Origin of the sequence: Massilia psychrophila, assembly GCF_002760665.1 — a bacterium.
In the GTDB taxonomy this organism is placed as follows: domain Bacteria; phylum Pseudomonadota; class Gammaproteobacteria; order Burkholderiales; family Burkholderiaceae_D; genus JAFCUW01.
The window spans coordinates 115,547-140,394 of the sequence record NZ_PDOB01000009.1; the positions used below are offsets into that span (position 1 = coordinate 115,547).

Genomic DNA, 24,848 nt, shown 5'->3' on the forward strand with positions numbered 1-24,848 from the left:
CGAGTGTGCGGCTTTTTGGCGGCGATTGCAACTTCGGCGCCATTTTACGGGGGTTTATCAGCAAGAGCGGTCTGGTGCTGGCAATTTGTGTAATGATTATGCCTTCTTAAGCACACTGTACAGGAGCCAAACGTGGGCATTGAAGTCAACTTTGAAGGAAAAATCGCCCTGATCACGGGCGCCTCGAGCGGCCTTGGGGCGCGCTTTGCCAAGGCGCTGGCCGGCGCCGGCGCCCAGGTGGTGCTGGCGTCGCGCCGCACCGACCTGCTCAAGGAGCTGCGCGCCGAGATCGAAGCCGACGGCGGTGCCGCTCACGTCGTCACGCTCGACGTCACCGACATGGCCAGCATCAAGTCGGCGATCGCCCACGCCGAAACCGAGGCCGGTCCGATCGACATCCTGGTCAACAATTCGGGCGTCTCGACCACCCAGCGCCTGGTCGACGTCAGCGAGGAAGATTATTCGTACATCATGGACACCAACCTGCGCGGCGCCTTTTTCGTCGCCCAGCAGACGGCCAAGCGAATGATCGCGCGCGCCAAGGGCGACCCGAAAAAACAGCACCGCATCATCAACATCGCGTCCGTCGCGGGCCTGCGCGTGATGCCGCAGATCGGCGTGTACTGCATGAGCAAGGCCGGCGTGGTGCAGATGACGAAGGCGATGGCGGTGGAGTGGGGCAAGTACGGCATCAACACCAACGCCATCTGCCCGGGTTACATCTCGACCGAGATCAACGAGGAATATTTCAGCACCGAGCAGGGCAAGAAGCTGATCGACATGCTGCCGCGCAAGCGCGCCGGCAAGCCGGAAGACCTCGACGGCCTGCTGCTGCTGCTGGCGGCCGAGGAGACCCACTTCATCAACGGCGCCATCATCACCGCCGATGACGGCATGATGGCGCAATGACCGTCGAGCCAGTTCAGGTCCCGGGCCGGGGCCAGGTTCAGGTCCATCTGATGCGTATGCCGATCCGGTGGGGCGATATGGACGCGATGGGGCACGTCAACAACACCGTCTATTTCCGCTATATCGAGCAGGCCCGCATTTCCTGGTTCGACGAGGTCAACGCCGCGCCGGACCCGGCCGGCGAGGGGCCCGTCATCGTCAATGCGCACTGTTCGTTCCTGAAGCAGCTGAAGTACCCGGGCGACATCGAAGTGAGCACGCTGGTCGGCCCGCCCGGCCGTTCGAGCTTCGAGATGACCCACGAAATTCGCCTGGTTGGCGCCGACGGACTGGCCGGCCCGGTGGTTGCCGAGGGCGGCGCCAAGGTCGTGTGGGTGAATTTTCCGGCCGAGAAGTCGGTGCCGCTGCCGGATCGGATCCGCACCCTGCTGCCGGCAGCTTGAACTGCCGCTAGCGCGACACCCCGAGCAGTTTGTGCACCAGTTCCGACGACGTCGACGCTGAAAATTTGCGCATCAGTTTGGCCCGGTGCATTTCCACCGTGCGCGGACTGAGATCGGTTTCGCGCGCGATCACCTTGCTGGTTTTTCCCTCCACCAGCAGGGCGGCGATCTCGCGTTCGCGCGGGGTCAGTTCGGCCGTTACCGGCCGCTTCTCGCTGACGTCTTCGAACGTCCACACGCCGGCGCCGAGCGCATGCTGCGGGTCGAGTGCGCGTCCGCTGACGTGGCACCAGAACAGTTCGCCGTTGGCGCGGCGCATGATGCGCTCGTCCGAATAGCATCCTTTCGCGTTCATGATCGGGATGATCCGGTCGCCGGTGCGCAAAAATTCGTCGAGCGTCGGGTAAAGCACCTGGAATGACTGGCCTTCGAGCGCCGCGCAGTCGTAGCCGAACATCGATGCCAGCGCCTCGTTGCAGGACTGGATCACGCGGTCGACCGAGATGCACATGCCGACCGGCGCGAACTGGAATATTGTTTCGTAGTCAATAGCGTAAGGTGCTTTGGGCTGATGCAAATCGAAGATCCCGGTTGTTGGAATGGCAGGTATTTCTACGGTATTGTGCTTTTGGCTGGTGTATTTTATGCTGAGAACCGACTCTGGGGTAAGAAAGAGCGTTTAGCCAACTATAAAAGGGACGGGTATGAATAAAGTTTATCCTGATGCAACATCGGCACTGGCCGGTATCGTAAAAGACGGCCAGACCATCGCCGTCGGCGGGTTCGGCCTGTGCGGCATCCCGGAGGCGCTGATCGTGGCGCTGCGCGATTCCGGCGTGACGGGCCTGACCGCCATCTCCAACAACGCCGGCGTCGACGATGCCGGCCTTGGCCTGCTGCTGGCCACGCGCCAGATCAAGAAGATGATTTCGTCGTACGTCGGCGAAAACAAGGAGTTCGCGCGCCAGTACCTGGCCGGCGAACTGGACATCGAATTCACTCCGCAAGGGACCCTGGCCGAAAAGCTGCGCGCCGGCGGCGCCGGCATCCCGGCGTTCTTCACCAAGACCGGTGTCGGCACCATCGTCGCCGACGGCAAGGACGTACGCCAGTTCGATGGCGAAGACTACATCCTCGAGCGCAGCCTGAACCCCGACGTGTCGCTGGTAAAGGCGTACATGGCCGACCGCGCCGGCAACCTGGTGTTTCGCAAAACCGCCCGCAATTTCAATCCGAACGTCGCGATGGCCGGCAAAATCACCATCGTCGAAGTCGAGAAACTGGTCGAAATCGGCGAGATCGAACCTGATAGTGTTCACCTGGCGGGCATTTTCGTGCACCGCATCGTCGTCAACGCGAACCCGGAAAAGCGCATCGAGCAGCGCACCGTGCGTTCCACATAAATTAAAATTCGGAGACTGACATGGCATGGACACGTGATGAAATGGCTGCGCGCGCAGCGAAGGAATTGCAAGACGGTTTTTACGTCAACCTCGGTATCGGCTTGCCGACCCTGGTTGCAAACTACGTACCGAACGACATCGAGGTGTACCTGCAGTCGGAAAACGGCTTGCTCGGCATCGGCCCGTTCCCGCTTGACAGTGAAGTCGATGCGGACGTCATCAACGCCGGCAAGCAGACAGTGACTGAACTGCCCGGTTCGGCGTATTTCAGCTCGGCCGATTCGTTCGGCATGATCCGCGGCGGCAAGATCAACCTGGCGATCCTCGGCGCCATGCAGGTGTCGCAGTACGGCGACCTGGCCAACTGGATGATTCCCGGCAAAATGGTCAAGGGCATGGGCGGCGCGATGGACCTGGTGGCCGGCGTCAAGCGCGTCATCGTCGTGATGGAACATGTCGCCACCGCCAAGGACGGCAGCACGTCGCCCAAGATCCTCAAGCAGTGCAACCTACCGCTGACGGGCGTGCGCGTGGTCGACATGATCATCACCGACCTGGGCGTCATCGATGTGAGCGACACCGGCTTGAAGCTGATCGAGCTGGCGCCTGGCGTCACGCGCGAACAGTTGGTTGCGGCCACCGAAGCCGAGATCGACGTTTCGGCGGTCTGAACGGTAAAAAATGGCCGGGGCGCGATGCCCGGCCAGTGTTTTCAGCAGTGTTCAATCACCCTTGTTTTTCTTCAGCGTCCAGACATACTGCATCTGCATCCATGCAGGTACTGGCGTGTCCGCTTGCGTGGCCGGCTTGAACCGGCACTTCGTAATCCCTTGAAGCGCCGCCTCGTCAAGCAAGGGGAAGCCGCTCGACTTCAGCAATTTGGATTGTTCCGCCTTGCCATCGGCGCTGATCTTGAAGGCGAGCGTGACCGTTCCCTGGTTGCCGTCACGCAGGGATTGTTTCGGCCATACCGGCTTGGCACAGCTATTAAAATTGGCGACGGCCGGGATGACCGGCGCCGCTGGCGCTTGCTCGAGCGGCGTCTGGGCGCAGCCGGCGATGCAGGCCGCGGCCAGGCCCAGCACGGGGATCGCCGCTTTCCAGTTCAGCGCCTGCGCATCGGGGCGCAGCAAACGTTGGATACGCGACATCAAGTCTCCGCCGTTGGCCGCCTGGGCCAGGTGGTGGGTGGAAAACTGGAAACGCTCCAGTTCGGAAAGTGCCAGCGCAAGACGGCGCGGCTCGCCCAGGTGGCTTGCTGCCACATCGTCGGCAATCTGTTCGCGCTCGGCGCGGATGCGGCTTGAAATCCACCACACGGCAGGGTGGTAGAACAGCAGCGTCTCCACCACGTTCTGGCCGAGGTTGACCAGGTAGTCGACGCGCTTGACGTGGCCGAGTTCGTGCGCCAGCAGCGCTTCGAGCAGCTCGGGCGGCATGCCGGAAATGAGCGAGGCGGGCACCAGCACCACCGGGCGCCACCAGCCAGCCGTGACCGGGCTGGCCAGGTTGTCGACGATGCGAAGGCGCACCGCGCGGCTGATGCCGATCTGCAGCGCCATCGTTGAAAGCTTCGCTTGCCAGTGAGGATTGCCCGCATGGCCCCTGGCGACGCGGCCGATCCACAGCAGGCCCAGGCCCAGGCGCGCCGTCAGCGCCGCGCTGCAGGCGGCCCACGCCATGACGATCAATCCCAGCCTGTCCTGGCACCAGGCCAGCGCGCTGTTGTCGGTGACGAATGCCGCCGGCGCCATGCGCGCCATCACCGTCACGCCGGCGCCGGTATCGACGCCGTTTGAAAGGCGTGCCGCCAGTTCGAGCGCCGGCCATGCCAGGCACAGCAGCAGGGCGCCGCAGGCGAGGGCGTAGCGTTGCCGCGGCCTGGCGTTGCGCATGGCGACCAGCGCGACGGCGGTGGCGCAGCCGATCAGCGCGCCTTGCCAGAGGAAATGCAGCAGGGTCCAGCCGATGCTGCCAACGAGTGAGGCTGCGCTCATTTTTTCTCATCTTTCAACATGTCTTCGATTTCTTTGCGCTCTTTTTTCGAGATGCCGCTGCGCAGCGCAGCCAGCACCAGCGCCTTTGCCGAACCGGAAAACGCCTTCTGGATCAGGTCCTTGAGCAGGTTCGTCTGCAGCGAGTCCTGGGCCTGGGCCGGCGCGTACACGTGCGAGCGTTCGCTCTCGTCGCGGTTCAGCAAGCCCTTGGTGTGCATGATCTGCATCAGGCGCAGCACCGTGGCATAGGTGACGTCGGGCCGTGCTTTCAGGATTTTCTGGTGCACTTGCTTGGCGGTGGCGGCGCCGAGCGGCCACAGCGTCTGCAGAAGGTCGAGTTCGGCCGCGGTCGGCTTGGGAATGGTGGGTAGCGTGCTCATGCCGGCTCCTGGCGCGTTGATCTTCAAGTGAGGTTAATGCACCTAGCCCGGAGATTGCATAAAAAAGGGCAAGGATGCCGTAAGCGATTGACAGAATGGGAATTATCTAGAAACCTATTCGTTCAACACAAACACACCTTGCCCGAGATGAATTTTAAACCAGAACAGCTCCGCTTTGCTTCCATTCCCGGTTTTTTAGCGCGGGCCGACGTCGAAGGCGGGGCGTTGTCGTCCGCTGTCGGGCCACTCCTGCTCAACGAACAGCGTCGCCATCCACTTCCGAAGATGAAGTACAAGGTGACGCACTGGGCCGATCATGACGCCGGACTTGGCCGTTGTGGCAACCTGACCCTGTGGGTGACGGAGGCGGCTATCGCCGGCTGGAACGCGGCGCCCCGACTTACCGCTGGCGGACAGCCCTGCTATTCGGATCTGGCGATTGAGACGGCGTTGATGTTGCGCCTGGCATTTCATCTGCCGCTGCACCAGACCGAGGGCCTGATTAACTCCATCGCGGGGCTGATGAAAGCCAAGCGTATCTGGTGGACCTCCATCCCTGTAGGCCTGGCGGGCTTGGTGTGTTTTTCGGACGGCTTCCTGATGTTTGTATAAGGCAAAGGGGAGCCTTGGCAGGAGGGCCGCCTTACATCTCCCTGGCAACGCACCGTTTGAGTCCCGGCTCATCCCGGTGAGCGCGCACGGGGAGCTCGCGCCGGCCAGTATGGCGCAACGGCCAATCAAGACATATCGACAGCATGGTTGACCCCGTCGGCGACATACAATCGAAGTAACAAGAATGCGGAAATTCGGCCTAGCCAACATTGCGACCATCTCGGCGCGACGATTGAATCGGTATGCACCTTTGCCAGGGCGAAGGGCTTCTTGGGGTCAACTTAAACGCATGATGGGTACCCAACACGCCGTTTAAGGATTTTGCGTACTGCCAGTGATCGACTCGATCCGTTCCCGCAGCGCCGGCAAAATCTCATGTTCGAACCACGGATTACGCTGGAACCATGGAGTGTTGCGCGCCGAGGGGTGTGGTAACGGCAGATATTCAGGCGCGAACTCGCGCCAAGCCTTGACCGTTGCGGTCAACGAACTCTTGCGCCGATTGCCTAGAAAATGACGCTGTGCGTGCAACCCGACTAAGAGCGTCATTTCTATTTGCGGCAGCTTTGCCATCAAAAGATCGAGCCACAGACTCGCGCACTCGCGGCGTGGTGGCAGGTCGCCACCGTTGCCTCGTCCCGGATAGCAATATCCCATCGGGATAATCGCAATTTCCGATGCGTCATAGAACCCGGCTGCGTCAATGCCCATCCAGGCGCGCAGACGTTCTCCGCTGGGATCATCCCATGGTATTCCCGACGCATGCGCGCGCGTCCCCGGCGCCTGGCCGACGATAAGGATGCGCGCGCCATCGCCGGCCTGCAACACCGGGCGTGGGCCGAGCGGCAAATGCGCCTCGCAGGCACGACATTGACGCACTGCCGTTAATAATCCTGCAAGGGTGGGGTATTGTGGTGTAGGCATATTGGCTACGGGTCAGCCAGTGGTCTTCATCTTCCTGCCCAGGAGGAAGGCTCTGAGGGCGACCGCGTCATTATGCACTTCGTCATGGGCAGAATAAACAAGTGTGATCCGACCGGTGCGCGCCAAAGCGCGCAGTTCCCTGAGCGCGCCTTCATGCTGACGCACTTCCTTGGCATACAGAGCGCAAAACTCTGGCCAACGCGCGGGATCGTGCGCGAACCACTTCCTCAACGCGGTGCTGGGCGCAAGTTCTTTCGTCCAATGATCCAGTGCTGCGTCAACTTTCGTCACGCCGCGCGGCCATAATCGGTCGATTAATACGCGCGTGCCATCGTCATGGGCTGGCGGTTCGTATGCCCGTTTTAGTCTGACATTGTCCACCTTGATCCTGCTGCTCATTTGTATCGATCGGTGGTGGTGTGAACAACTGATCATAATCGCTTATTTTTTCAATGCCATAGTGTAGCGGTGTGTTGGCGTCTTGATGCTCGTGCATTGCTACTCAGTAGATTGCCGGGTACCGATCTAACCCGGATATTGCATAAAAAAGGGCAAGGATGCCGTAAGTGATTGCTCAATGGGATAGACCGCCAGATCGGCCTGACCAAGCGGCAGTTGGGGCCGCGCGCGCCAAACACCTCCTGAGCACGCCACGTCCGGCCAGTCGAGAACGCGCCACCCACCAATTTCAATTACTGCTTAACGGTCGTTCAGCCATTCGCTTCAGCGGGTGGGGCTGCTTCGCCCGACGTTGGCGGCAGATGCCAGCGAGCCTGCAATGTGAGATCAGGGAAGATTTATGCAACATCCGGCTAAACACTGCTGTCTACAAAAATATTTATGTTCAAATAACTTGCCACGACAGGGCTGCCGCCATAGCATAGACAGCATTGTCTACATCAAACCGGAGTCGAAATGCATCTGCGCGATTATCGTGTCGGCTGGCGCCTGCTGCAGAAGGAACCCGGCTATTCGCTGGCGGTGGTGCTGGGCCTGGCGGTCGGCTTCGCGGCGTGTTTCCTGCTGCTCGGCCTGGTGCGCTACAGCTTCACCTACAACGCGGCGATCGCCGACAGCGCGCATATTTTCGTCGTCAAGGAACGGCGCAACATGCTGCCGCGTCCGGACTGGCGCGCCACCGCGCCGGCGCCGTTGCGCGAAGTGGCGACGCGCAGCGGCCCGCAGGTGAGCGCGACGTCGGCCCGCTCGTTCGACCTTGCGGCCCGCATCGACAACCGCGTTGTAGCGTTGACCTTGCAGGTGGCGGACGCGAATTTTATCGACTTTTTCGGCATCCGCACCATCGAGGGCGATGCCAAAGCGGCGCTGGCGCGGCCCGATGCCCTGGTGTTGAGCCAGTCGCAGGCACGCAAGCTGTTCGGCGACGCGCATGCGCTCGGCAAGCGGCTGTCGATCGACGGCACACCGTTCGAAGTGAAGGCAATTATTGCCGACCTGCCGGCCAACACCAGCGTGCGTTACGAGGTATTGCTGGGCGCCGGCCTGCACAGCTGGGATCCCGCGCCCACCAGGGCCGGCGCGGAATGGTTCAGCTCTGCCGCCGTCTACATCAAGGCACCGCCGAGCGTCGATGACGCGGCGCTGGCGGCCTTGCTGCAAGCGGCCGTCGCGCCACGCGACGCCAGGCTCACCTTCAAGCTGCCCGCCGGCTCCCCCTATACGAAACTGACCGACATCGGCATGGTGCGCCTGTCGGAGATCTATTTCGATCCCGATCTGCTGGCAGGACGCGGCGGCGCGCGGTACGGCAACAAGGCCGGGGTGGCGGGGCTGGCCGCGCTGGCGCTGCTGATCCTGCTGCTGGCCGGCGCCAATTACGTCAACCTGGCAACCGTGCGCACGCTGGGGCGCCAGCGCGAGATCGCCATGCGCAAGGTGCTCGGCGTCAGTGCCGCCCGGCTGGCCGGGCAACTGATTGCCGAATCGCTGGTGGTGTCGCTGCTGGCAACGCTGTGTTCCCTGCTGCTGGCGTGGCTGGCGCTGCCGCTGTTTGCCGACCTGGTGAACCGTCCACTGACCGGATTTTTTTCGATGGCGAGTTGCAGCGCGATGTTCGCCCTTGGCGCGCTGGTTGGCCTGGCGTCGGCGCTGTACCCGGCCTGGCTGGCGCTCGGCCAGGGTACCAGCGCCAGCCTGCAGGGACGCGGCAACAGCGAAACGCGGCACGGCCTGATGCTGCGCCGCGTGCTGTCGGTGTTCCAGTTCGCCGCCGCCATCGGCCTGATCGCCATGACGCTGGCGGTGAGCGGCCAAACCCGCTATGCCAGCCATGCCGATCCCGGTTTTGACGCGGCGCCGCTACTGGTGGTGGCGCTGCCGGGCGACCCTGGTGCGGCGCAAGTGCAATCTTTTCGCGATGCGCTGGCGCGCCTGCCCGGCGTGGCGGGCGTGGCGGGCGTGTCGGAGGCGATCGGGCGTGACGGCAACAAGATCGTCTACAACGTCGTGCGGCCAGGCTTGGAACCGGTGGCGGTCGAGGCCAAGCTGGTCAGCCCGGAATTTTTCGACGTCTATCGCGTCCGCGCGCTGGCCGGCAGGGTGTTCGATCCAGGTCAGGACGGACCCACCAGCACCTCGGTGGTGATCAACGCCAGCGCCGCCGCCGCGCTCGGGTTCGCGTCGCCGCAGGCGGCCCTCGGCCAGATGTTCAACGCGACGCTGCGCATCGTCGGCATCGCGCCCGACCTGCGTTACCAGACGCTGCGCCAGGCGCCGGGACCGATGGTGTACCGGATCGGCGTCAACCAGGGCGTGCTGACGGCGCGGGTGGACGGGGAAGGCGCAATGGCCACGGTGCGCCCGCAGGTCGAGGCCTTGCTGGCGCGGCACTTTCCGAACGCCGTGCCGGATATCGAGCCGGCCGGCGCCGTGTTCGCCAACAATTACAGCGATGACCTGCGGCTTGCGCAGATCCTGGCGGCGGCGAGCGTGGTCGCAACAGCGCTGGCGTCGTTCGGCATTTATGTGCTGTCGGCCTACAGCGTCAGGCGGCGCGCGCGCGAGATCGTACTGCGCAAACTGTATGGCGCCGACGGCTTTGACGTGGGCCGCCTGATCGCCCGCGAATTTGCCGTCTTGATCGGTATCGGCGCGCTGATCGGCTTGCCGGCCGCATGGTTCGCCACCGAGCGCTACCTGTCCGGCTTTGCCGAGCGCGCGCCGCTGGGCTGGTGGCCGCCGCTGCTTGCACTCGGCTGCGTCGGCCTGGTCGCGCTGGTCGCTACCGCACGCCATACGCTGGCGGCAGTAAGGATGTCGCCGGCGTTGGCGCTGCAAAATTGACGTATTTTATCCAAATCACTTTAAGGAAATTATGCTGAAAAAGTTCATTGCCGCCGTGACGATAATGCTCAGTTCTCTCGCTGCATCGGCGTCGCAATTGCCCGACTATCCATTCATCCACGCCGGCGGCACCGGTTTCGTCTACGTTGCACCCGACGTCGGCGAGATCGATTTCGAGATTTCCGCACACCACGCCGAACCGGAGGCGGCGCGCCAAGTCGTCGAGGCCCGCATCGCCGAGGTGAGGGCGCTGATGGCAGGGCTGGCGCTGCCGGCGGACGACGTCCAGATCCGCGACCTGCGCAAGGATATCCGCAAGGGCGAGCCGGCCCAGCCCGGTGAACCGAAATATGACATCAAGTGCAGCGTCCACATCAAGGTGCGCGACCTCGAAAAGTGGAAGGCGCTGGTGTCGCCGCTGCTCAACATGCCGAACCTGGACGGCTTCATGACCGGCTTCGACGTCAGCAAGCGCGAGGAGGTCGAAGCGGAGTTGACCGTTGACGCCATCAAGGCCGCGCGCCGCAAGGCCGAGGCGATCGCGGCCGGCTTCGGGCGCAAGCTGGGGCCGGTGGGCGGCGTTTCCACCGGCGAGCTGAAAAACATGACGCGCGCGATGGGGATGGCATCTGCCGAGCCGGTTCGTTTCACCCGCCCCGTCGGGCGCAGCGAGTACGACCGCGACACCTTGCTGATGGTCACCATGATCAAAATGATGCAGTCGGTGGATGTCATTTTCCGGATCAAATAAGCAATGTGAAGCAAGGAAGTTTGCCAATGATCGCGTACTGGCGCGCGATCTCTTTCTCGGTGCGCGAAACCCCGCCCCGCGCCGCGCCGCCTTTAACGCCAGGCATACGGCGTAGTATTATTTACTGGTGGTGCCGGAAAGAAGAGACTATCGCGGTTTAGAGCCAGCCCTTACTTTTCATTTTTCAAAATCCCCCGCAGATTCATCGCGAACAGGCCGAACTGCAAAGTGATCAGCGCCCAGGCGCCGTCATGCCAGCCCCAGGCAATCCACAACACGTTGCTGAGCACGAACATGACGAACCCCAGCACGCGCCGGTCGTCGCGCTTGGAGCCGACCAGGTAGGCGGCGTACAAGGTTACCGCCGTCGCCGGCCATTGCAGCAAGTCGATCCAGTACGCCATCCCGGCCCCGCATCCAACTCAGGCCGCCGACTTGCGGCGCGCCGGCGCGTGGCCCTTGGCCGGAACCGCCTTGGGCGCGGCCGCGGCCGCAGGTCCCTTGCAGGGCTTCTTGCCGATACTTTGCTGCAGCAGCGCCACCAGGTCGACCACGTTGCGCGACCTCGGCCGCTCCTTTTGCTTGCCCGGCATCGTGATGGTCTTGGTTTCCTTCGCCTTGACCTTTTTTTCGACCAGCGCGATGACGTCCTCGCGGTAGGTGTCGCGGTATTGCTCCGGCTTCCATTCTTCGCTCATGCCGGCCACCAGCGCCATCGCCATGTTGAGTTCCTTGTCCGACACCGCGGCCGTCCTGGTGCTCCTGGTCGGCAGGTCCAGGTCGTCGGTCTCGCGGATCTCGCTGGCATAGCGCAAGGTGTTGAGCACGATCGCGTCGCCGATGCATACCAGCGCCGCCAAGTGCTGCTTGACCCGGATGACGACCGTTGCGATGCCGATCTTGCCGACCGCGCGCAAGGCCTCGCGCAGCAACGCGTACACCTTGTCGCCGCCCTTGCCGGGGGCCAGGTAGTAGGGCTGCTCGTAGTATAGCGGCGGCACGTCGCCGGCGTCGACAAAAGCGAGGATGTCGATCGTCGCCGTCGCTTCCGGGTTGGCCTGGCGCAGGTCTTCGTCCGACAGCACCACGTATTCGCCCTCGGTGTATTCATAGCCCTTGACGATGTCGTCCCAGGCCACTGCCTTGTTGTTGCCCTTGTTGTAGCGCTTGAAGCCGACCGGCGAAAAGTCGCGCTTGTCGAGCATCGTCAGGTCGAGGCCGTTATCGACTACCGCCGGGTACATCTCGACCGGGATATGCACCAGCCCGAAACTGATCGCTCCCTTCCAGATGGTGCGTGTCATCGCGCGTCCTTTCGTTCTTGGTCGTCTGTAGGTGGGTCTATTCGCCGACCATGCCCGTCACCGGCAACACGATGCCGCTGATGTAGCTGGAGCAGACCGACGAGGCAAGGAACACATACGCCGGCGACAGTTCCTCCGGCTGGGCTGGGCGGCGATACGTGGTATGCGCGCCGAACTCGGTGATCTCGCCGGACGACTGATCGGCCGGGTTGAGTGGGGTCCATACCGGGCCGGGCGCGACCGCGTTGACGCGGATGCCCTGGTCGAGCAGGCTGGCCGCGAGCGACATCGTAAAAGCGTGGATCGCGCCTTTGGACGTCGAGTAGTCGAGCAAATGTTTCGCGCCTTTCAGTCCCGTCACCGAGCCGCTATTGACGATGGCGGCGCCGCGCTTGAGGTAGGGCAGGCACGCCTTGGCCATGTGAAAATAGCCGTAGATGTTGGTGCGCATGGTCTCGTCGAAACGATCTTCCGTCAGGTCAAGGAGCGAGCCGGCATGTTCCTGGAATGCGGCGTTGTTGACCAGCACGTCGAGCCGGCCCCAGCCGGCTACCACCTTGTCGACTGCCTCCTGGCAGAATTCCATGTCCTTGACGTCGCCCGCGACGGTGACGCAGCGCTGGCCTTCGGCTTCGATGCAGCGCTGGGTTTCGGCCGCGTCTTCATGCTCGTTGAGGTAGAAAATCGCGACGTCGGCCCCCTCGCGCGCAAACAGCACCGCCACCGCGCGGCCGATGCCGGAGTCGCCGCCGGTGACGATCGCCACCTGGCCCTGCAGCTTGCCGCTGCCCTTGTAATGCCCGGCCATGAACATGGGTTTCAATTCCATGTCGGCTTCGGTGCCGGGTTTGCTCATGTGCTGTATCGGTAGCGGCGGACCGGGGTAGGTCACCAGGCCGGTCTGTACCGCGCCTTGGGCCGCGCCGCCGCTCGACGGCGACGCATCCTTCTGGTCCTGGCGGCTCTGGATCGCCTTTTGCTTTTCCGCTACATCGTCTTGCGTGGCCATGATGAGCATCCTTTTTGTCGTGTTTTTTTAGTATCTTGCGCGGCGTCCCGGCCTGACGGTGCGCTCGCACACACAATCGCGTATTTCGTCTTTGCGCCGCTATTGTTCTTTATGGCAAACTATGGGTGGACAATAGCGTCCGTAGCGCGGTTCCATGTTTCGAGGAGAGTGTATGTCGCAGCAGCTTGAAGACAGCACCCGGCAGGTTGGGCTGTTTCTCAATCCGGCGGCCAGCCGCCGGGTCGATTTCCAGGCGGCGTGCGGCCGGCAATTCGGCCGTCTGTTCGTCGCCGAAGATGCCACGCAGGCCGTGCACGTCCTCGCCCATCAGCAGGTCGACCTGCTGATCATCGACCTCGAGTGCTTCGACCGCGGCCTCGACCTTGCCGCCATAGGCAGCCTGGTCGCGCAGCGCCACGGCTTGCCGGTGCTGCTGGTGTGCCGGTTTGACGCCGCCGGCTGGCTGGCCGACTTGATGGCGTTCGGCCCGCTCGACTATCTTTTGGGCCCCTTGAACGACGCCGAACTGAACGAGCGTCTCGCCACGTATGCGCCATCGGCGACGGCCGACGGCCTTGGCCAGCCCGGCTTGGCGGCGCTGCGCTCGTGCTTCCAGCAGGCCGTGATCGAGGCCGACGACGAGACGGACCTTGCCGCGCGCGCCTGTGCCGCCCTGTGTGGCTGGCCCGGCGTGGTGTACGCGGCGATGTTCCAGCTGTCCGATGCAAACCCGCCCGAGCTGACGCTGGCGGCCCAGCACCAGCACGCACCGGTGCAAATCGATCTTGCCGCGCTGCTGGCGCAGTCGCCATTGCGGCGCGGCTTTCCCGGCCTGATCGCCGCGTTCACCGGCGAATTCGCCTGCCTCGACGCGCTTGACAAGGCGGACGACCCTGGCCTTGCCGCGGCGCTCGGCCGGATCGGCGCGGCAATGGTGGTCGGCGTGCCGATTTTGGCGCGCGGTCCCGGCGCGCCGCTCGGTTCCCTGTGCCTGATGTTCGGGCGCGCCGCTGCGCTGTCGCGCGACGATTTGAGCACGCTGGCCGACCTGGCGCAGCTGGCCGGCTTCGGGCTGCGCATGTTCGACACCCGGCGCGACGGCGAAATGCTGCTGGCGCGGCTGACCGACATCGCCATCACCGACGCGTTGACGGGCGTGTCCAACCGGCGCCGCGGCGAAGCAGTGCTCGAGCAGGAAATCAAGCGCGCGCGCCGTTACCATGCGCCGCTGGCGCTGATCGCCATCGACGTCGACCATTTCAACGCGATCAACGACCGTTACGGCCACCCGTGCGGCGACGCGGCGCTGCGCATCGTCGCCGAAATCACCCATGGCCAGTTGCGTACCAGCGACCTGCTGGCGCGCACCGGCGGCGACCAGTTCCAGGTCGTCGCCACCCACACCAATGCGATCGACGCGTTGACGATGGCCGAGAAAATCCGCGCCGCGATCGCCGCCACCGCGTTTCCCGGCTGCGACCGGCTCACCGTCAGCCTCGCCGTGGCCCAGGTGGCCGGCGAGGAAAGCGCCGACGCGCTGATGCTGCGGGTGAACGCTGCGCTGGCGCGCGCCAAGCGGGCAGGGCGCAACTGCGTGGAACTGGCGATGCAGTGACGAACACGCCGGGGTGGCTGGGCTGGCTGAAGCACTATCGCCGATCCCTGTTGGCTGGCGACATCAGCGCCGGCGTCGTGGTGGCGATGATGATGATCCCGCAGGGCATGGCGTACGCGATGGTGGCAGGCCTGCCGCCGGTGGCCGGCATCTACGCCAGCATCCTGCCGCCGTTGCTGTACGCGCTGTTCGGCTCGAGCATGACGCAGTCGGTCGGCCCGATGGCGATCGTCGCGCTGATGACCGCCGCCGCCCTCGGCCCGCTGGCCGCTGCCGGTTCAGGCCTGTACATGGTGCTGGCCGCGCAGCTGGCGCTGCTCTCTGGCATAGCGCTGCTGGCGTGCGGCCTGCTGCGCTTCGGCTTTCTCGCCAATTTCTTCTCGCGCCCGGTGATGAGCGGCTTTACCATCGGCTCGGCCATCGTCATCGCCTGGGGTCAGGTGCCGACGCTGGCCGGGGCCGCACTGCCGCGGTTTCATCTTCCGAGCCTGATGCTCGGCGCCGGCTCGCTGCTGTTGCTGCTGGCGGCACGCGCTTGGCTGGCCCGGCTGCTGCGCGCGCTCGGCATGGGTCCCGGCGGCGCCGACATTGGCGTGCGGCTGGCGCCGATGGTGGTGGTGATCGGCGCGACCGTGCTGGTAGCCTGGTTCGACCTGGCCGCCGCCGGCGTCAAGACCACCGGCGCGGTGCCGGCCGGTTTGCCGGGCCTGAACCTGGCGCTGTCGAACGGCCACTGGCGCGCGCTGCTGCAGCCGGCGCTGCTGATCGGCTTCATGATTTTCCTGATCAGCATGTCGGCGGCCCAGGCGCTGGCGCTCAAGCGCCAGGAGAAACTGCACAGCAATATGGAACTGATCGGCCTCGGCGCCGCCAACCTCGGCAGCGCATTGAGCGGCGGCTTCCCGGTCACCGGCAGCATGTCGCGCTCGGCGGTCAATTTTTCGGCCGGCGCCAACACGCCGCTGGCCAGCGTCATCAGCGCGCTGCTGCTGGCGCTGGCGTTGGTGGCGCCGACCGGCTGGCTGGCGCTGCTGCCGCTGCCGGCGCTGGCCGCCACCATCATCGTCGCCGTGCTCGGCATGCTCGAGCTGGCAACCTTGCGCACGGCGCTGCGCTACGACCGCGGCGACGCGCTGGCGCTGGTGGCGACCGCTTGCGGCGTACTGGTTTTGGGGGTGGAGGCAGGCGTGGTGATCGGCGTGGTGCTGTCGATGGGCACGCTGATCTGGCGCGCCAGCCGGCCCCACATTGCCGTGCTGGGCCGCATCGCCGGCACCGAGCACTTTCGCAACATCGAACGCTATCCGGGCGAAACCGCCCCAGGAGTGCTGCTGTTGCGCATCGACGCCGGTCTGTTCTTCGGCAACGTCGAAGCCGTCAACGCGCGCATCGAGGAAGAACTCGCCGCGCATTCAGCTCATTGCTTCACCCGCCACCTGGTGCTGGTGCTGTCGGCGGTCAACGCGATCGACACCTCGGCGCTGTTCGGCCTGATCGAACTGAACGTGCTGCTGCGCCACCGCGGCGTCAAGCTGCACCTGGCCGAGGTAAAAGGCCCGGTGCTCGACCGGCTGAAAACGAGCGACCTGCTGTCCACGCTCAATGGCAAGGTTTTTTTGAGTACCGCGATGGCGTGGGATGAGCTGGCCGGAAAAGGATGACAGCCGCATGCCGCTGTGGCATCGTTGTCGGATCGAACACAAAAGGAACCCACATGCGCCATCTGGTCACCATCGTCTGCCTGCTTGCGGCAATTATCCTGTACGCCATAGGCGACAGGTCGACCGCCGGACTGCTCCTGCTCGGCCTGGCATTCGAGAGTGCCTTCTGGTTCCGCCTGGTGCGCTGCCGCCGGCCGCGATGACCCGGCCCCGGGGTCAGTTCCAACATTCGACCCCGGGGGTCAGTTCCGACATTCGGACACGGCCTCATGCTTAGCGCTGGAATATTTACGCTAGTGCCGAGCTCGTGTCCGAATGTCGGAACTGACCCCTGGGGGTGCGCACCGGCGAAGGCGTCGGCGCGGTGATGGTGTTCATCCGCGAGTAGGGTTTGCTCGACGCGGTGTGTTAGCGGTGTCGAAGGCGGTCAATTTCGGCCTGCGTTGCTGCGAAGCGTTTTAGTCGCGCTTCAAATTTTTGCCAAAAAAATCGACCACCGCGGCGTTGAAGGTTTGGTGAAACGCCACCCTGTCGAAGCCGGGGCCGCTTTTACAAATGACTGCGGCAATGTTCGCAAGTGCAGCACTGCAAGGTGCCAGGAAGTCAAAATGGCCGGCTTTGCGCACCACATGGTAGTCGGGTATTTTCGGAAGCGCGAGCCGGACTGCTTCCGCGTAACGGGGGTGCGGCAGCATGGCGTCGTCCTCGGCACGCCAGAGTTGCACCGGTATCTTGACGTGTTTCAGTGCATCCGGCGAGAACGCGAACCCCAGGGCCGGGGCCGCCACAACCGCAGCCTTGATGCGATCGTCCTGCACAGGGCTTGCATCGGGCGGCGCGGTACCAGCCGTCGCGGCCTTCGCGATCAACTGGCATGCAAAATCTGCCGGATGTGCGCCGCACATCGGACCCACCCTGGAAAAATCAGCAAGCCCGCCGATGCTTGCCAGGGTCGTAAAGCCGCCGGCAGAAAATCCGAACATCCCGATACGGTCTGGATCGATCGTCGCACGGCTGTCCCAGCTTGACAGCATATGGTCGATCACACGGCGCATTTGCCGGGGGCGATCCATGATCAATACGCTGCGGCTCTGGTCGGCATAGTTGTCGCCCGTATGGGTGACGGCGGCGACGACATAGCCCGCGTCGGCCAAGGCAATGGCGGTATCGTAGTGCCCCAGGAACGAGCTTCCAGTGCCGTGCGACATCACCACTAGCGGCAAGGCGCGTCCTTCTATTGGGCCATTGAACGCAACCGGCATCGTTGTCGGTCCCATGGTCATGGACTTCGGTGTTGCCTGGCTCGGATACCAGATGCCAATTTCCAGCGGCTTGCCGTTGGGGTCGGCGGCAATTCCGTGCTGGAATCCGGCGCCATGGGCGCACGTCGCGGCAAGTGCCATGGCCACAGTCGTCAAAGCGGAAAAAGAAGCAATAGTGCACAAGGTCTTGATCGCGTGTCGCATGTTTTTTCCTGACGTGGTTGAGAAAGTACGATCACTATAAGGATTGCCGAAGCGATCCGACAGTCGATGCGACCAGGCGCAGCCGGGCTTCGTCGAACCAAGGCGAAGGCGCCGCGCCGCCAGGGCCAAGCTGGCGCGACGGCGCCAGCATGATCGGCGCTTCCAGTTCCGGGTGCAGGCCATGATGGCCTTTGCAGACGGCAGCGATGGCGGCCTTGTCGGTCGCTGGGGTCAGTTCCGACATTCGGACACGGCCTCATGCGTAGTGCTGGAACGTCGCTGGGGTCAGTTCCGACATTCGGACACGGCCTCATGCGTAGTGCTGGAATATTTACGCTAGTGCCGAGCTCGTGTCCGAATGTCGGAACTGACCCCGGGGGTGCGCAGCAAGTAGGGCCGGTAGCCGCGCCGCGCCCGACCGGCATACCGGCCCACGCGTGCGACCTGGCGCTCAGGTCGTTAGATGGGCTTATCACCATGAAAACAAAAACTGCACGGCGGAAATTTCGTCTTCCGTCTCGTGCTCGCGGACCGGGCAAGCGAAAAAGAGGCGGCGCCGCGCGCGCCGCTTGTATCATCCATTTTTCGGAAACGACAGGATTGATATGGACATCACGATTTACCACAACCCCCGCTGCGGCAGTTCGCGCAATACGCTGGCGCTGATCCGCAACACCGGCGTCGAGCCGATTGTGATCGATTACCTCGCCAGTGCGCCTTCGCATGCGCTTCTGAAGGCGATGATCACGTCCGCCGGCCTCACCGTGCGCGGAGCAATCCGCACGCGCGAAGCGGCGTATGCCGAACTGGGGCTGGACAACCCGGCGCTGGCCGACGATGCGCTGATCGACGCCATGCTGGCCCATCCAATCCTGATCAACCGTCCGTTCGTCGTCACGCCCTACGGCGTGCGCCTGTGCCGGCCGGCTGAACTGGTGCTCGATATCCTGCCGCTGCCGCAGTTGAACGCATTCAGCAAGGAAGACGGCGAAGCGGTCATCGACAGTGCCGGTCGGCGCATCACGCCGGGATAACGGTGGCGGTCAGGCCGGCCGCAGCCGACCGCCGTTTCGGTGACCAGGTAGCGCGGCTGGGCCGGGTCGTCCGTCCGTACCCTGACCAAACCAGCCCGGTCCGGCGGCAATTGAAACTACACGCGCCGGCAACACGTCGGCACGAAGCAGCAAGACCAGCGCAACCAGCGCAACCAGCGCAACCAGCGCAACCAGCGCAACCAGCGCAACCAGCGCAACCAGCGCATTTTTACGCCGCGTTTACAAGACTCGTTGTTCTTTTTAGAAAATTTTTACGCTTTGCTTGCTACGCTTCTTCCGGTCAATCACGTATTGCCGGCGGAGCCATCATGAAGTCAATCACCACGTTTTATCCTCACTCGGGCGTGCACCGTTTCCGTCGGCAAGCCCTATGTAGTTGCGCGCCGTTCGCATGACGGCGTTGCGGCGCCAATCGGATTTTCCATCCGAAACAGCTTGACCTCAATTCCTGTACCCGCCAGTCGATAGCGACTCTCTTATTTTTCTCCACCAGGCACCATAGAAAGACTGACATGAAATTTGCAATCCTTGCCGCAGCTTTGATGACTACCTTCGCCGTTGGCAACGCATGCGCCGATGACGCCAAGGCCCCCACCGAGCTGAGCTTCAACGCCGCCGTCACCAGCGACTACCGCTATCGCGGCATTTCCCAGACGCGCCTGAAGCCCGCACTGCAAGGTGGCGCCGACGTCGTCCATAACGGCTCCGGGATCTACGCCGGCGCCTGGGCCTCGACGATCACATGGACGAAAGATGCTGGCGGCGATGGCGATATCGAGCTGGACCTGTATGCAGGAAAGCGCGGCGAGCTGTCGGCCGGGCTTGGTTATGACGTCGGCGTGCTGACCTATGTCTACCCATCGAACAAGCTGGCGAGCGTGCCAGGTTTCGTCAGCGCCAACACCACCGAGGTGTATGGGCAGTTGTCATACGGACCCGCGCTGGTCAAGTATTCGCATGCGGTGACGAACCTGTTCGGCTTCGTCGACAGCAAGCACAGTGGCTACCTGGATCTGGCTGCCAACCTCGATGCGGGCAACGGCTTGATCGTCAACCTTCATGCAGGGCGCCAGCGCGTAGCGCACAACGGTGCCGCCAGCTATACGGACTGGAAAGCCGGCGTCACCCGCGACTTCGGCGTCGTCACCGCAGCGCTGGCCTATGTCGGCACCAATGCCGGCAAGGTCGCCTATGCCTCGCCCGCCAATGGCAAATTCCTGGGCAAGTCGGCGCTGGTCCTCACCATCAGTAAAACTTTTTGATTTTTACAGTTTGTTTACAACAGACGTTTAAGTCTTTATAAAATTTTTACGCGGCAAGCGATACGCTTGCCGTATCAAAAACCAATACTGCAAGAGGGATGACATGGATGCAATTTACATCGGCGCGCTGGTGCTTTTTTTTGCACTGACGTGGGCTTTCGCGGTCGGCTGCGACAAGTTGGGGGGCAAATAATGGAAATCTGGCAAATTGGAGGCATCGTCGCTGCCGGTCTTCTGGCCTACCTGAGCCACGCACTCCTGAAAGCGGAGGACCTGTGATGACCATGCAATCTTTGGCGCTGCTTGGCGCATTTCTGGCCGTCCTTCTCGTCCTTGCATGGCCTCTGGGCCTGGTTCTGGCCCGGGTCGGCGACGCTGGCGTCGTCCCCGGCATGACATGGATGGGGCGCATCGAGCGCCTGCTGTACAAGGCCGGTGGCGTGTCGCCCGAGACCGACATGGGCTGGAAGTCCTACGTGCTGGCGTTGCTGGTATTTAACAGCATCGGCGCGCTGTTTGTGTTTGCCCTGCAGCGCCTGCAGGCATGGCTGCCGCTCAATCCCCAGTCACTGGCCAATATCAGCCCGGACTCCTCGTTCAATACCGCGGTCAGTTTCGTTGCCAACACAAATTGGCAGGGTTACAGCGGTGAACAGACCATGAGCTACCTAACCCAGATGATCGGGCTTACCGGCCAAAACTTCTTTTCGGCAGCTACCGGGATGGCGGTGGCCTTTGCCCTGATCCGCGGCTTCAGTTCGCGCTCGTTAAAAACCATCGGCAATTTCTGGGTCGACCTGACCCGTTCAACGCTGTATGTACCATTGCCGCTGTCGCTGCTGTTTGCCGTGTTCCTGATGGGGCAAGGCGTCATCCAGAATTTCTCCGCTTACCAGGAAGTCCAGCTGATCGATCCGGTCGCCTATGCGATGCCGAAAACCGGCGCCGATGGCCAGCCGCTCAAGGATGCCCAGGGCCAGGCGCTGATGCAAAGCGTCGCCGCAACTATCCAGACGATTGCCATGGGTCCGGTCGCGTCGCAAGAAGCGATCAAAATGATCGGTACCAACGGCGGCGGCTTTTTCAATGCAAATTCCGCGCACCCTTACGAAAACCCGACCCCGCTGTCCAACTTCGTGCAGATGCTCGCCATTTTCCTGATTCCCGCTGGTTTGTGCTTCGCTTTTGGCCGGATGGCGGGTGATCTGAGGCAGGGGGCGGTTTCAAGTACCAAGCGAACCCTGGTTGTCATGGGGGCCGAGCAGGTCGCCCACCCGCACCTGGCGGCGCTGGGGGTTGACTAGGCCGCCAGCGCGCTTCAGGCTGGCGGCAATATGGAAGGCAAGGAGACCCGCTTTGGCATCTCTGCGTCGGCCCTGTTCGCGGCCGTTTCCACTGCGGCGTCGTGCGGCGCGGTCAACGCCATGCACAATTCGTTCTCGCCGCTGGGCGGCGCGGTGCCGATGCTGCTGATGCAACTCGGTGAAGTCGTCTTTGGCGGCGTTGGCTCCGGCCTGTACGGCATGCTGGTGTTCGCCATCCTGGCCGTTTTCATTGCCGGCCTGATGATTGGACGCACGCCGGAATATCTGGGCAAAAAAATCCAGAGTTACGAAATGAAGATGGCGTCGATCGCGATTTTGATCACGCCTGTCCTGGTGTTGGGCGGCACCGCGATTGCCGTCATGCTCGACGTCGGCAAGACCGGCATCGCCAATCCTGGCGCGCATGGCTTCTCCGAGATCTTGTATGCCTTCAGCTCGGCCGCCAACAATAACGGCAGCGCGTTTGCCGGCCTGTCAGCCAATACGCCCTTCTACAACAGCATGCTGGCCATCGCCATGTGGTTCGGGCGTTTTGCGGTGATCGTGCCGATCCTGGCGATTGCCGGCGCGCTTGCCGCCAAGCCGCGCCTCGAGGCCACCCCGGGAACCATGCCGACCCACGGTCCGATTTTTGTCGGTTTGCTGGTCGCGGTAGTGCTGCTTGTCGGCGTGCTGAACTATGTTCCCGCCCTGGCCCTCGGCCCGGTAGTCGAACATCTGCAGCTCTATAGCAAGTAACTAGCAAGTAACGATCAAGTAACGATCAAGTAACGATCAGAGGCCACGGAGTCCATGATGTCTCAAGTAAAATCGCTACCTAACGTCGCAACCGTAGCAACCGCAGCAAGCCAGCGCAGGTCGCTGACCCTGTTCGATGCCAGCCTGATCTGGCCCGCGATCGTCGACGCCTTCATGAAGCTCGGTCCTCGTACGCAGGCCCGCAGCCCGGTCATGTTTGTGGTCTATGTCGGCAGCATCCTGACGACGCTGATGTATTTCCGCGCCATCAGCAACACGCTTGAAAGCGCCGCTAGCAGTTTCATCCTGGCCGTGTCGGTGTGGCTGTGGTTTACGGTGTTGTTCGCCAACTTCGCCGAAGCGCTGGCCGAGGGCCGCAGCAAGGCCCAGGCCGCATCGCTGCGTGGCCTGAAGCAAACCGTGATGGCAAAGAAGCTGGCAACGCCGAAACACGGCACCGCATGGCTGCCGGTGCCGGGCGCGGACTTGCGCAAAGGTCATACGATCCTGGTCGAGGCGGGCGATGTGGTCCCGATCGACGGCGAAGTCATCGAAGGCGTCGCCTCGGTCGACGAAAGCGCCATCACGGGCGAATCGGCGCCGGTCATTCGCGAGTCGGGCGGGGATTTCTCGGCCGTCACCGGCGGCACGCGCGTGCTGTCGGACTGGCTGGTGGTGCGCGTCTCGGTCAATCCTGGCGAAACGTTTTTGGATCGTATGATCTCGATAGTCGAAGGCGCCAAACGCCAGAAGACGCCCAATGAAATCGCCTTGACCATCCTGCTGGTGGCGTTGACGATCGTGTTCCTGGTCGTCACGGTAACGCTGCTGCCATTCTCGCTGTTCGGTGTCGCCGCGGCCGGCGCAGGATCTCCGGTCAGCGTCACGGTGCTGATCGCGCTGTTGGTGTGCCTTATACCGACCACCATCGGCGCGCTGCTGTCCTCCATCGGCGTGGCCGGCATGAGCCGCATGATGGGGGCCAACGTCATCGCCACCTCCGGTCGTGCGGTTGAAGCGGCTGGCGACGTCGATGTTCTATTGCTCGACAAAACCGGTACCATTACCCTCGGCAACCGTCAGGCCGCAGGCTTTTTTGCGGCGCCTGGCGTCACCGAGCAGCAATTGGCCGACGTCGCGCAGCTTGCCTCGATGGCGGACGAAACGCCGGAAGGTCGCTCGATCGTGGTGCTGGCCAAGCAAAGGTTCAATATCCGCGAGCGCGAAATGGGTAGCTTGCATGCGGTCTTCATTGCGTTCAGCGCGAACACCCGCATGAGCGGTGTCGATATCGGCGAGCGCCAGGTGCGCAAGGGCGCGGCCGACTCGGTGTGCAAGCAGGTGGCAGCGCTGGGTATGCCTTATCCTGCCGAGATGGCGCGCCTGGTCGATGACGTGTCCCGGCGCGGCAGCACGCCCCTGGTCGTGGTCGACGCCGGCCGCGTGATGGGCGTGGTCGAATTAAAAGACATCGTCAAGGGCGGCATCAAGGAGCGCTTTGCCGAATTGCGCCGCATGGGGATCAAGACCGTCATGATCACCGGCGACAACAAGCTGACCGCCGCCGCCATCGCAGCCGAAGCCGGGGTTGACGATTTCCTGGCCGAAGCGACGCCCGAAGACAAGCTCAAACTGATCCGCCACTACCAGTCCCAGGGCAGGCTGGTGGCGATGACGGGCGACGGCACCAACGACGCACCGGCGCTGGCCCAGGCCGATGTCGCCGTGGCCATGAATTCCGGCACCCAGGCGGCCAAGGAGGCAGGCAACATGGTCGACCTGGATTCGAACCCGACCAAGCTGCTCGAGATCGTCGAGATCGGCAAGCAGATGTTGATGACGCGCGGCTCGCTGACCACGTTCTCGATCGCCAACGACATCGCCAAGTATTTCGCCATCATTCCGGCAGCGTTTGTCGGCACCTACCCGCAGCTGAAGGCGCTCGACGTCATGCAGTTGAGCAGCCCTGATTCGGCCATCATGTCAGCCGTCATCTTCAATGCCCTGATTATCATCGTGCTTATTCCGCTCGCCCTGAAGGGTGTGCAATACCGCGCAATCGGCGCCGCGGCACTGCTGCGCAGGAATATCCTGATCTACGGCGTGGGTGGCCTCATCTTGCCCTTCGTCGGCATCAAACTGATCGACATGGTGTTGTCGGTCCTTCACCTCGTATAAAAGAAAGCACCTCATGAAATCCACTTTGCGTCCCGCCCTCGTCCTGTTTGGCGCCCTCACGCTGGTCGTTGGTGTCCTTTATCCTTTGGCAGTGACCGGCATCGGCCAGCTCGCTTTCGCCGACAAGGCATCCGGCAGCCTGGTGCTGCGCGAAGGCAAGCCAGTGGGCTCGACGCTGATCGGTCAATTGTTCTCGTCGCCCGGCTATTTTTGGGGCCGGCCATCGGCCACCGGACCGATGCCCAACAACGCCAGGTTTTGTCGCGTTGTTCGGCAAAAGGCGGAATTTTCTAGAAGCGCCACTGTGCCCTTCAAACTGGACGGACTTGTCCTGCCAACGCATAAAATTGGTCGGCGAATGACATTTCATTGGCGCCATTGGTAGCGAACTGGCCCTTGCGGATCATGTGCATGAGCTCGATGCCGGCGAGCACGCCGCCGGCAGAGCGGAACGATTTGAAGTTGAGCATCGGCCTGGTCACCCGCTTGATGGCGCGATGGTCTTGCTCGACA

Annotated in this window: 25 protein-coding genes and 2 pseudogenes; 16 read left to right on the plus strand and 11 right to left on the minus strand. The window is 62.9% G+C overall.

Features of this window, described 5'->3' with window-relative positions:
• Nucleotides 1-132: 132 nt before the first annotated feature.
• Together CR103_RS08130 and CR103_RS08135 are read left to right on the plus strand one after the other, a co-directional pair.
• Nucleotides 133-909 carry an SDR family oxidoreductase gene (locus tag CR103_RS08130; protein ID WP_099915477.1) on the plus strand — a complete coding sequence of 259 codons (777 nt, stop codon included), beginning with the start codon at nucleotides 133-135 and terminating at the stop codon, nucleotides 907-909.
• 56 nt (nucleotides 910-965) lie between these two features.
• Complete coding sequence (locus CR103_RS08135; RefSeq protein ID WP_099915511.1) at nucleotides 966-1,352, plus strand: acyl-CoA thioesterase; 387 nt, start codon at nucleotides 966-968, stop codon at nucleotides 1,350-1,352.
• Nucleotides 1,353-1,359: 7 nt separating this feature from the next.
• Here the strand turns inward: CR103_RS08135 and CR103_RS08140 are convergent, their stop codons facing one another.
• A complete protein-coding gene (locus CR103_RS08140) occupies nucleotides 1,360-1,929 on the minus strand; it encodes a PAS and helix-turn-helix domain-containing protein (RefSeq protein WP_267873980.1) in 570 nt (189 codons plus the stop codon).
• Nucleotides 1,930-2,056: 127 nt separating this feature from the next.
• Here CR103_RS08140 and CR103_RS08145 point away from each other — a divergent pair, with 127 nt between their 5' ends.
• Complete coding sequence (locus CR103_RS08145) at nucleotides 2,057-2,755, plus strand: CoA transferase subunit A (RefSeq protein WP_099915478.1); 699 nt, start codon at nucleotides 2,057-2,059, stop codon at nucleotides 2,753-2,755.
• A 20-nt stretch (nucleotides 2,756-2,775) separates the two neighbouring features.
• Complete coding sequence (locus CR103_RS08150; protein ID WP_099915479.1) at nucleotides 2,776-3,426, plus strand: CoA transferase subunit B; 651 nt, start codon at nucleotides 2,776-2,778, stop codon at nucleotides 3,424-3,426.
• Between the two features lie 51 nt (nucleotides 3,427-3,477).
• Here CR103_RS08150 and CR103_RS08155 read toward each other — a convergent pair whose 3' ends face one another.
• Together CR103_RS08155 and CR103_RS08160 are read right to left on the minus strand one after the other, a co-directional pair.
• The gene (locus CR103_RS08155) at nucleotides 3,478-4,752 is read right to left on the minus strand and encodes a M56 family metallopeptidase (RefSeq protein WP_099915480.1); all 1,275 of its coding nucleotides are present in this window, start codon (nucleotides 4,750-4,752) and stop codon (nucleotides 3,478-3,480) included.
• The gene (locus CR103_RS08160) at nucleotides 4,749-5,132 is read right to left on the minus strand and encodes a BlaI/MecI/CopY family transcriptional regulator (RefSeq protein WP_099915513.1); all 384 of its coding nucleotides are present in this window, start codon (nucleotides 5,130-5,132) and stop codon (nucleotides 4,749-4,751) included. Before CR103_RS08160 ends, CR103_RS08155 begins: the two co-directional genes overlap by 4 nt.
• A gap of 285 nt (nucleotides 5,133-5,417) precedes the next feature.
• Here CR103_RS08160 and CR103_RS08165 point away from each other — a divergent pair, with 285 nt between their 5' ends.
• The gene (locus CR103_RS08165) at nucleotides 5,418-5,744 is read left to right on the plus strand and encodes a transposase (protein WP_229442909.1); all 327 of its coding nucleotides are present in this window, start codon (nucleotides 5,418-5,420) and stop codon (nucleotides 5,742-5,744) included.
• A 312-nt stretch (nucleotides 5,745-6,056) separates the two neighbouring features.
• Here the strand turns inward: CR103_RS08165 and CR103_RS08170 are convergent, their stop codons facing one another.
• Entirely contained in the window at nucleotides 6,057-6,668 is a 612-nt protein-coding gene (locus CR103_RS08170) for a uracil-DNA glycosylase family protein (protein ID WP_099915482.1), read from the minus strand.
• Between the two features lie 12 nt (nucleotides 6,669-6,680).
• Nucleotides 6,681-7,067 (minus strand): DUF488 domain-containing protein, encoded by a 387-nt coding sequence (locus CR103_RS08175; RefSeq protein WP_099915483.1) that lies wholly within the window; start codon nucleotides 7,065-7,067, stop codon nucleotides 6,681-6,683.
• 516 nt (nucleotides 7,068-7,583) lie between these two features.
• On the opposite strand from CR103_RS08175, the gene CR103_RS08180 reads away from it, so the two are divergent.
• Together CR103_RS08180 and CR103_RS08185 are read left to right on the plus strand one after the other, a co-directional pair.
• Nucleotides 7,584-9,971: an ABC transporter permease gene (locus CR103_RS08180; protein ID WP_099915484.1), complete on the plus strand. Its 2,388-nt coding sequence runs from the start codon at nucleotides 7,584-7,586 to the stop codon at nucleotides 9,969-9,971.
• 31 nt (nucleotides 9,972-10,002) lie between these two features.
• Nucleotides 10,003-10,722, plus strand: coding sequence for an SIMPL domain-containing protein (locus CR103_RS08185; RefSeq protein ID WP_099915485.1), 720 nt, complete (start codon nucleotides 10,003-10,005; stop codon nucleotides 10,720-10,722).
• 170 nt (nucleotides 10,723-10,892) lie between these two features.
• On the opposite strand, the gene CR103_RS08190 is transcribed toward CR103_RS08185, so the two are convergent.
• The 3 genes from CR103_RS08190 to CR103_RS08200 are packed head-to-tail and all read right to left on the minus strand — an operon-like array spanning nucleotide 10,893 to nucleotide 13,035.
• Nucleotides 10,893-11,126: a hypothetical protein gene (locus CR103_RS08190; RefSeq protein ID WP_099915486.1), complete on the minus strand. Its 234-nt coding sequence runs from the start codon at nucleotides 11,124-11,126 to the stop codon at nucleotides 10,893-10,895.
• An 18-nt stretch (nucleotides 11,127-11,144) separates the two neighbouring features.
• Nucleotides 11,145-12,026 carry a non-homologous end joining protein Ku gene (gene ku, locus CR103_RS08195; protein WP_099915487.1) on the minus strand — a complete coding sequence of 294 codons (882 nt, stop codon included), beginning with the start codon at nucleotides 12,024-12,026 and terminating at the stop codon, nucleotides 11,145-11,147.
• A 37-nt stretch (nucleotides 12,027-12,063) separates the two neighbouring features.
• Complete coding sequence (locus tag CR103_RS08200; RefSeq protein ID WP_099915514.1) at nucleotides 12,064-13,035, minus strand: SDR family oxidoreductase; 972 nt, start codon at nucleotides 13,033-13,035, stop codon at nucleotides 12,064-12,066.
• A gap of 172 nt (nucleotides 13,036-13,207) precedes the next feature.
• Between CR103_RS08200 and CR103_RS08205 the strand changes: the two genes are divergently transcribed.
• The 3 genes from CR103_RS08205 to CR103_RS22595 are packed head-to-tail and all read left to right on the plus strand — an operon-like array spanning nucleotide 13,208 to nucleotide 16,514.
• Complete coding sequence (locus CR103_RS08205; RefSeq protein ID WP_099915488.1) at nucleotides 13,208-14,650, plus strand: GGDEF domain-containing protein; 1,443 nt, start codon at nucleotides 13,208-13,210, stop codon at nucleotides 14,648-14,650.
• A complete protein-coding gene (locus tag CR103_RS08210; RefSeq protein ID WP_229442902.1) occupies nucleotides 14,647-16,311 on the plus strand; it encodes a SulP family inorganic anion transporter in 1,665 nt (554 codons plus the stop codon). Before CR103_RS08205 ends, CR103_RS08210 begins: the two co-directional genes overlap by 4 nt.
• A 53-nt stretch (nucleotides 16,312-16,364) precedes the next feature.
• Nucleotides 16,365-16,514, plus strand: a complete 150-nt coding sequence (locus CR103_RS22595) for a hypothetical protein (protein ID WP_180279326.1) — start codon at nucleotides 16,365-16,367, stop codon at nucleotides 16,512-16,514.
• A 255-nt stretch (nucleotides 16,515-16,769) separates the two neighbouring features.
• Here CR103_RS22595 and CR103_RS08215 read toward each other — a convergent pair whose 3' ends face one another.
• Both CR103_RS08215 and CR103_RS22600 read right to left on the minus strand, forming a co-directional pair.
• On the minus strand, nucleotides 16,770-17,777 hold the full coding sequence (locus CR103_RS08215) for an alpha/beta hydrolase family protein (RefSeq protein ID WP_180279327.1): 1,008 nt from the start codon (nucleotides 17,775-17,777) through the stop codon (nucleotides 16,770-16,772).
• A gap of 34 nt (nucleotides 17,778-17,811) precedes the next feature.
• The gene (locus CR103_RS22600; RefSeq protein ID WP_099915490.1) at nucleotides 17,812-18,021 is read right to left on the minus strand and encodes a hypothetical protein; all 210 of its coding nucleotides are present in this window, start codon (nucleotides 18,019-18,021) and stop codon (nucleotides 17,812-17,814) included.
• Between the two features lie 361 nt (nucleotides 18,022-18,382).
• Here CR103_RS22600 and arsC point away from each other — a divergent pair, with 361 nt between their 5' ends.
• The 6 genes and pseudogenes from arsC to CR103_RS23320 form a co-directional block, all read left to right on the plus strand.
• The gene (gene arsC, locus CR103_RS08225; RefSeq protein ID WP_099915491.1) at nucleotides 18,383-18,811 is read left to right on the plus strand and encodes an arsenate reductase (glutaredoxin); all 429 of its coding nucleotides are present in this window, start codon (nucleotides 18,383-18,385) and stop codon (nucleotides 18,809-18,811) included.
• A 533-nt stretch (nucleotides 18,812-19,344) separates the two neighbouring features.
• Nucleotides 19,345-20,094 (plus strand): TorF family putative porin, encoded by a 750-nt coding sequence (locus CR103_RS08235; protein ID WP_099915493.1) that lies wholly within the window; start codon nucleotides 19,345-19,347, stop codon nucleotides 20,092-20,094.
• 192 nt (nucleotides 20,095-20,286) lie between these two features.
• The gene (locus tag CR103_RS24085; protein ID WP_099915494.1) at nucleotides 20,287-20,373 is read left to right on the plus strand and encodes a potassium-transporting ATPase subunit F; all 87 of its coding nucleotides are present in this window, start codon (nucleotides 20,287-20,289) and stop codon (nucleotides 20,371-20,373) included.
• Nucleotides 20,373-22,157 (plus strand): annotated as a pseudogene (gene kdpA / locus CR103_RS08245) (potassium-transporting ATPase subunit KdpA). The gene CR103_RS24085 and the pseudogene kdpA overlap by 1 nt, the downstream one beginning before the upstream one ends.
• A gap of 57 nt (nucleotides 22,158-22,214) precedes the next feature.
• Nucleotides 22,215-24,335 carry a potassium-transporting ATPase subunit KdpB gene (gene kdpB / locus CR103_RS08250; protein ID WP_099915516.1) on the plus strand — a complete coding sequence of 707 codons (2,121 nt, stop codon included), beginning with the start codon at nucleotides 22,215-22,217 and terminating at the stop codon, nucleotides 24,333-24,335.
• A 13-nt stretch (nucleotides 24,336-24,348) separates the two neighbouring features.
• Nucleotides 24,349-24,588, plus strand: a pseudogene (locus CR103_RS23320) (potassium-transporting ATPase subunit C); the annotation flags it as partial.
• 58 nt (nucleotides 24,589-24,646) lie between these two features.
• Here the strand turns inward: CR103_RS23320 and CR103_RS08260 are convergent.
• The coding region (locus tag CR103_RS08260; protein ID WP_143752549.1) for a DDE-type integrase/transposase/recombinase at nucleotides 24,647-24,848 on the minus strand (202 nt) is incomplete at its 5' end.

What these genes read in the sequence shown, in the direction of transcription:
- CR103_RS08205 (WP_099915488.1), top strand. Translation starts at nt 13,208, where the DNA reads ATGTCGCAGCAGCTTGAAGACAGCACCCGGCAGGTTGGGCTGTTTCTC.
- CR103_RS08185 (WP_099915485.1), top strand. Translation starts at nt 10,003, where the DNA reads ATGCTGAAAAAGTTCATTGCCGCCGTGACGATAATGCTCAGTTCTCTC.
- arsC (WP_099915491.1), top strand. Translation starts at nt 18,383, where the DNA reads ATGGACATCACGATTTACCACAACCCCCGCTGCGGCAGTTCGCGCAAT.
- CR103_RS08165 (WP_229442909.1), top strand. Translation starts at nt 5,418, where the DNA reads ATGAAGTACAAGGTGACGCACTGGGCCGATCATGACGCCGGACTTGGC.
- CR103_RS08160 (WP_099915513.1), bottom strand. Translation starts at nt 5,132, where the DNA reads ATGAGCACGCTACCCACCATTCCCAAGCCGACCGCGGCCGAACTCGAC.
- CR103_RS08155 (WP_099915480.1), bottom strand. Translation starts at nt 4,752, where the DNA reads ATGAGCGCAGCCTCACTCGTTGGCAGCATCGGCTGGACCCTGCTGCAT.
- CR103_RS08190 (WP_099915486.1), bottom strand. Translation starts at nt 11,126, where the DNA reads ATGGCGTACTGGATCGACTTGCTGCAATGGCCGGCGACGGCGGTAACC.
- CR103_RS22595 (WP_180279326.1), top strand. Translation starts at nt 16,365, where the DNA reads ATGCGCCATCTGGTCACCATCGTCTGCCTGCTTGCGGCAATTATCCTG.
- kdpB (WP_099915516.1), top strand. Translation starts at nt 22,215, where the DNA reads ATGTCTCAAGTAAAATCGCTACCTAACGTCGCAACCGTAGCAACCGCA.
- CR103_RS08215 (WP_180279327.1), bottom strand. Translation starts at nt 17,777, where the DNA reads ATGCGACACGCGATCAAGACCTTGTGCACTATTGCTTCTTTTTCCGCT.
- CR103_RS08150 (WP_099915479.1), top strand. Translation starts at nt 2,776, where the DNA reads ATGGCATGGACACGTGATGAAATGGCTGCGCGCGCAGCGAAGGAATTG.
- CR103_RS22600 (WP_099915490.1), bottom strand. Translation starts at nt 18,021, where the DNA reads ATGTCGGAACTGACCCCAGCGACCGACAAGGCCGCCATCGCTGCCGTC.
- CR103_RS08170 (WP_099915482.1), bottom strand. Translation starts at nt 6,668, where the DNA reads ATGCCTACACCACAATACCCCACCCTTGCAGGATTATTAACGGCAGTG.
- CR103_RS24085 (WP_099915494.1), top strand. Translation starts at nt 20,287, where the DNA reads ATGGAAATCTGGCAAATTGGAGGCATCGTCGCTGCCGGTCTTCTGGCC.
- CR103_RS08180 (WP_099915484.1), top strand. Translation starts at nt 7,584, where the DNA reads ATGCATCTGCGCGATTATCGTGTCGGCTGGCGCCTGCTGCAGAAGGAA.
- CR103_RS08235 (WP_099915493.1), top strand. Translation starts at nt 19,345, where the DNA reads ATGAAATTTGCAATCCTTGCCGCAGCTTTGATGACTACCTTCGCCGTT.
- CR103_RS08175 (WP_099915483.1), bottom strand. Translation starts at nt 7,067, where the DNA reads ATGAGCAGCAGGATCAAGGTGGACAATGTCAGACTAAAACGGGCATAC.
- CR103_RS08145 (WP_099915478.1), top strand. Translation starts at nt 2,057, where the DNA reads ATGAATAAAGTTTATCCTGATGCAACATCGGCACTGGCCGGTATCGTA.
- CR103_RS08200 (WP_099915514.1), bottom strand. Translation starts at nt 13,035, where the DNA reads ATGGCCACGCAAGACGATGTAGCGGAAAAGCAAAAGGCGATCCAGAGC.
- ku (WP_099915487.1), bottom strand. Translation starts at nt 12,026, where the DNA reads ATGACACGCACCATCTGGAAGGGAGCGATCAGTTTCGGGCTGGTGCAT.
- CR103_RS08135 (WP_099915511.1), top strand. Translation starts at nt 966, where the DNA reads ATGCCGATCCGGTGGGGCGATATGGACGCGATGGGGCACGTCAACAAC.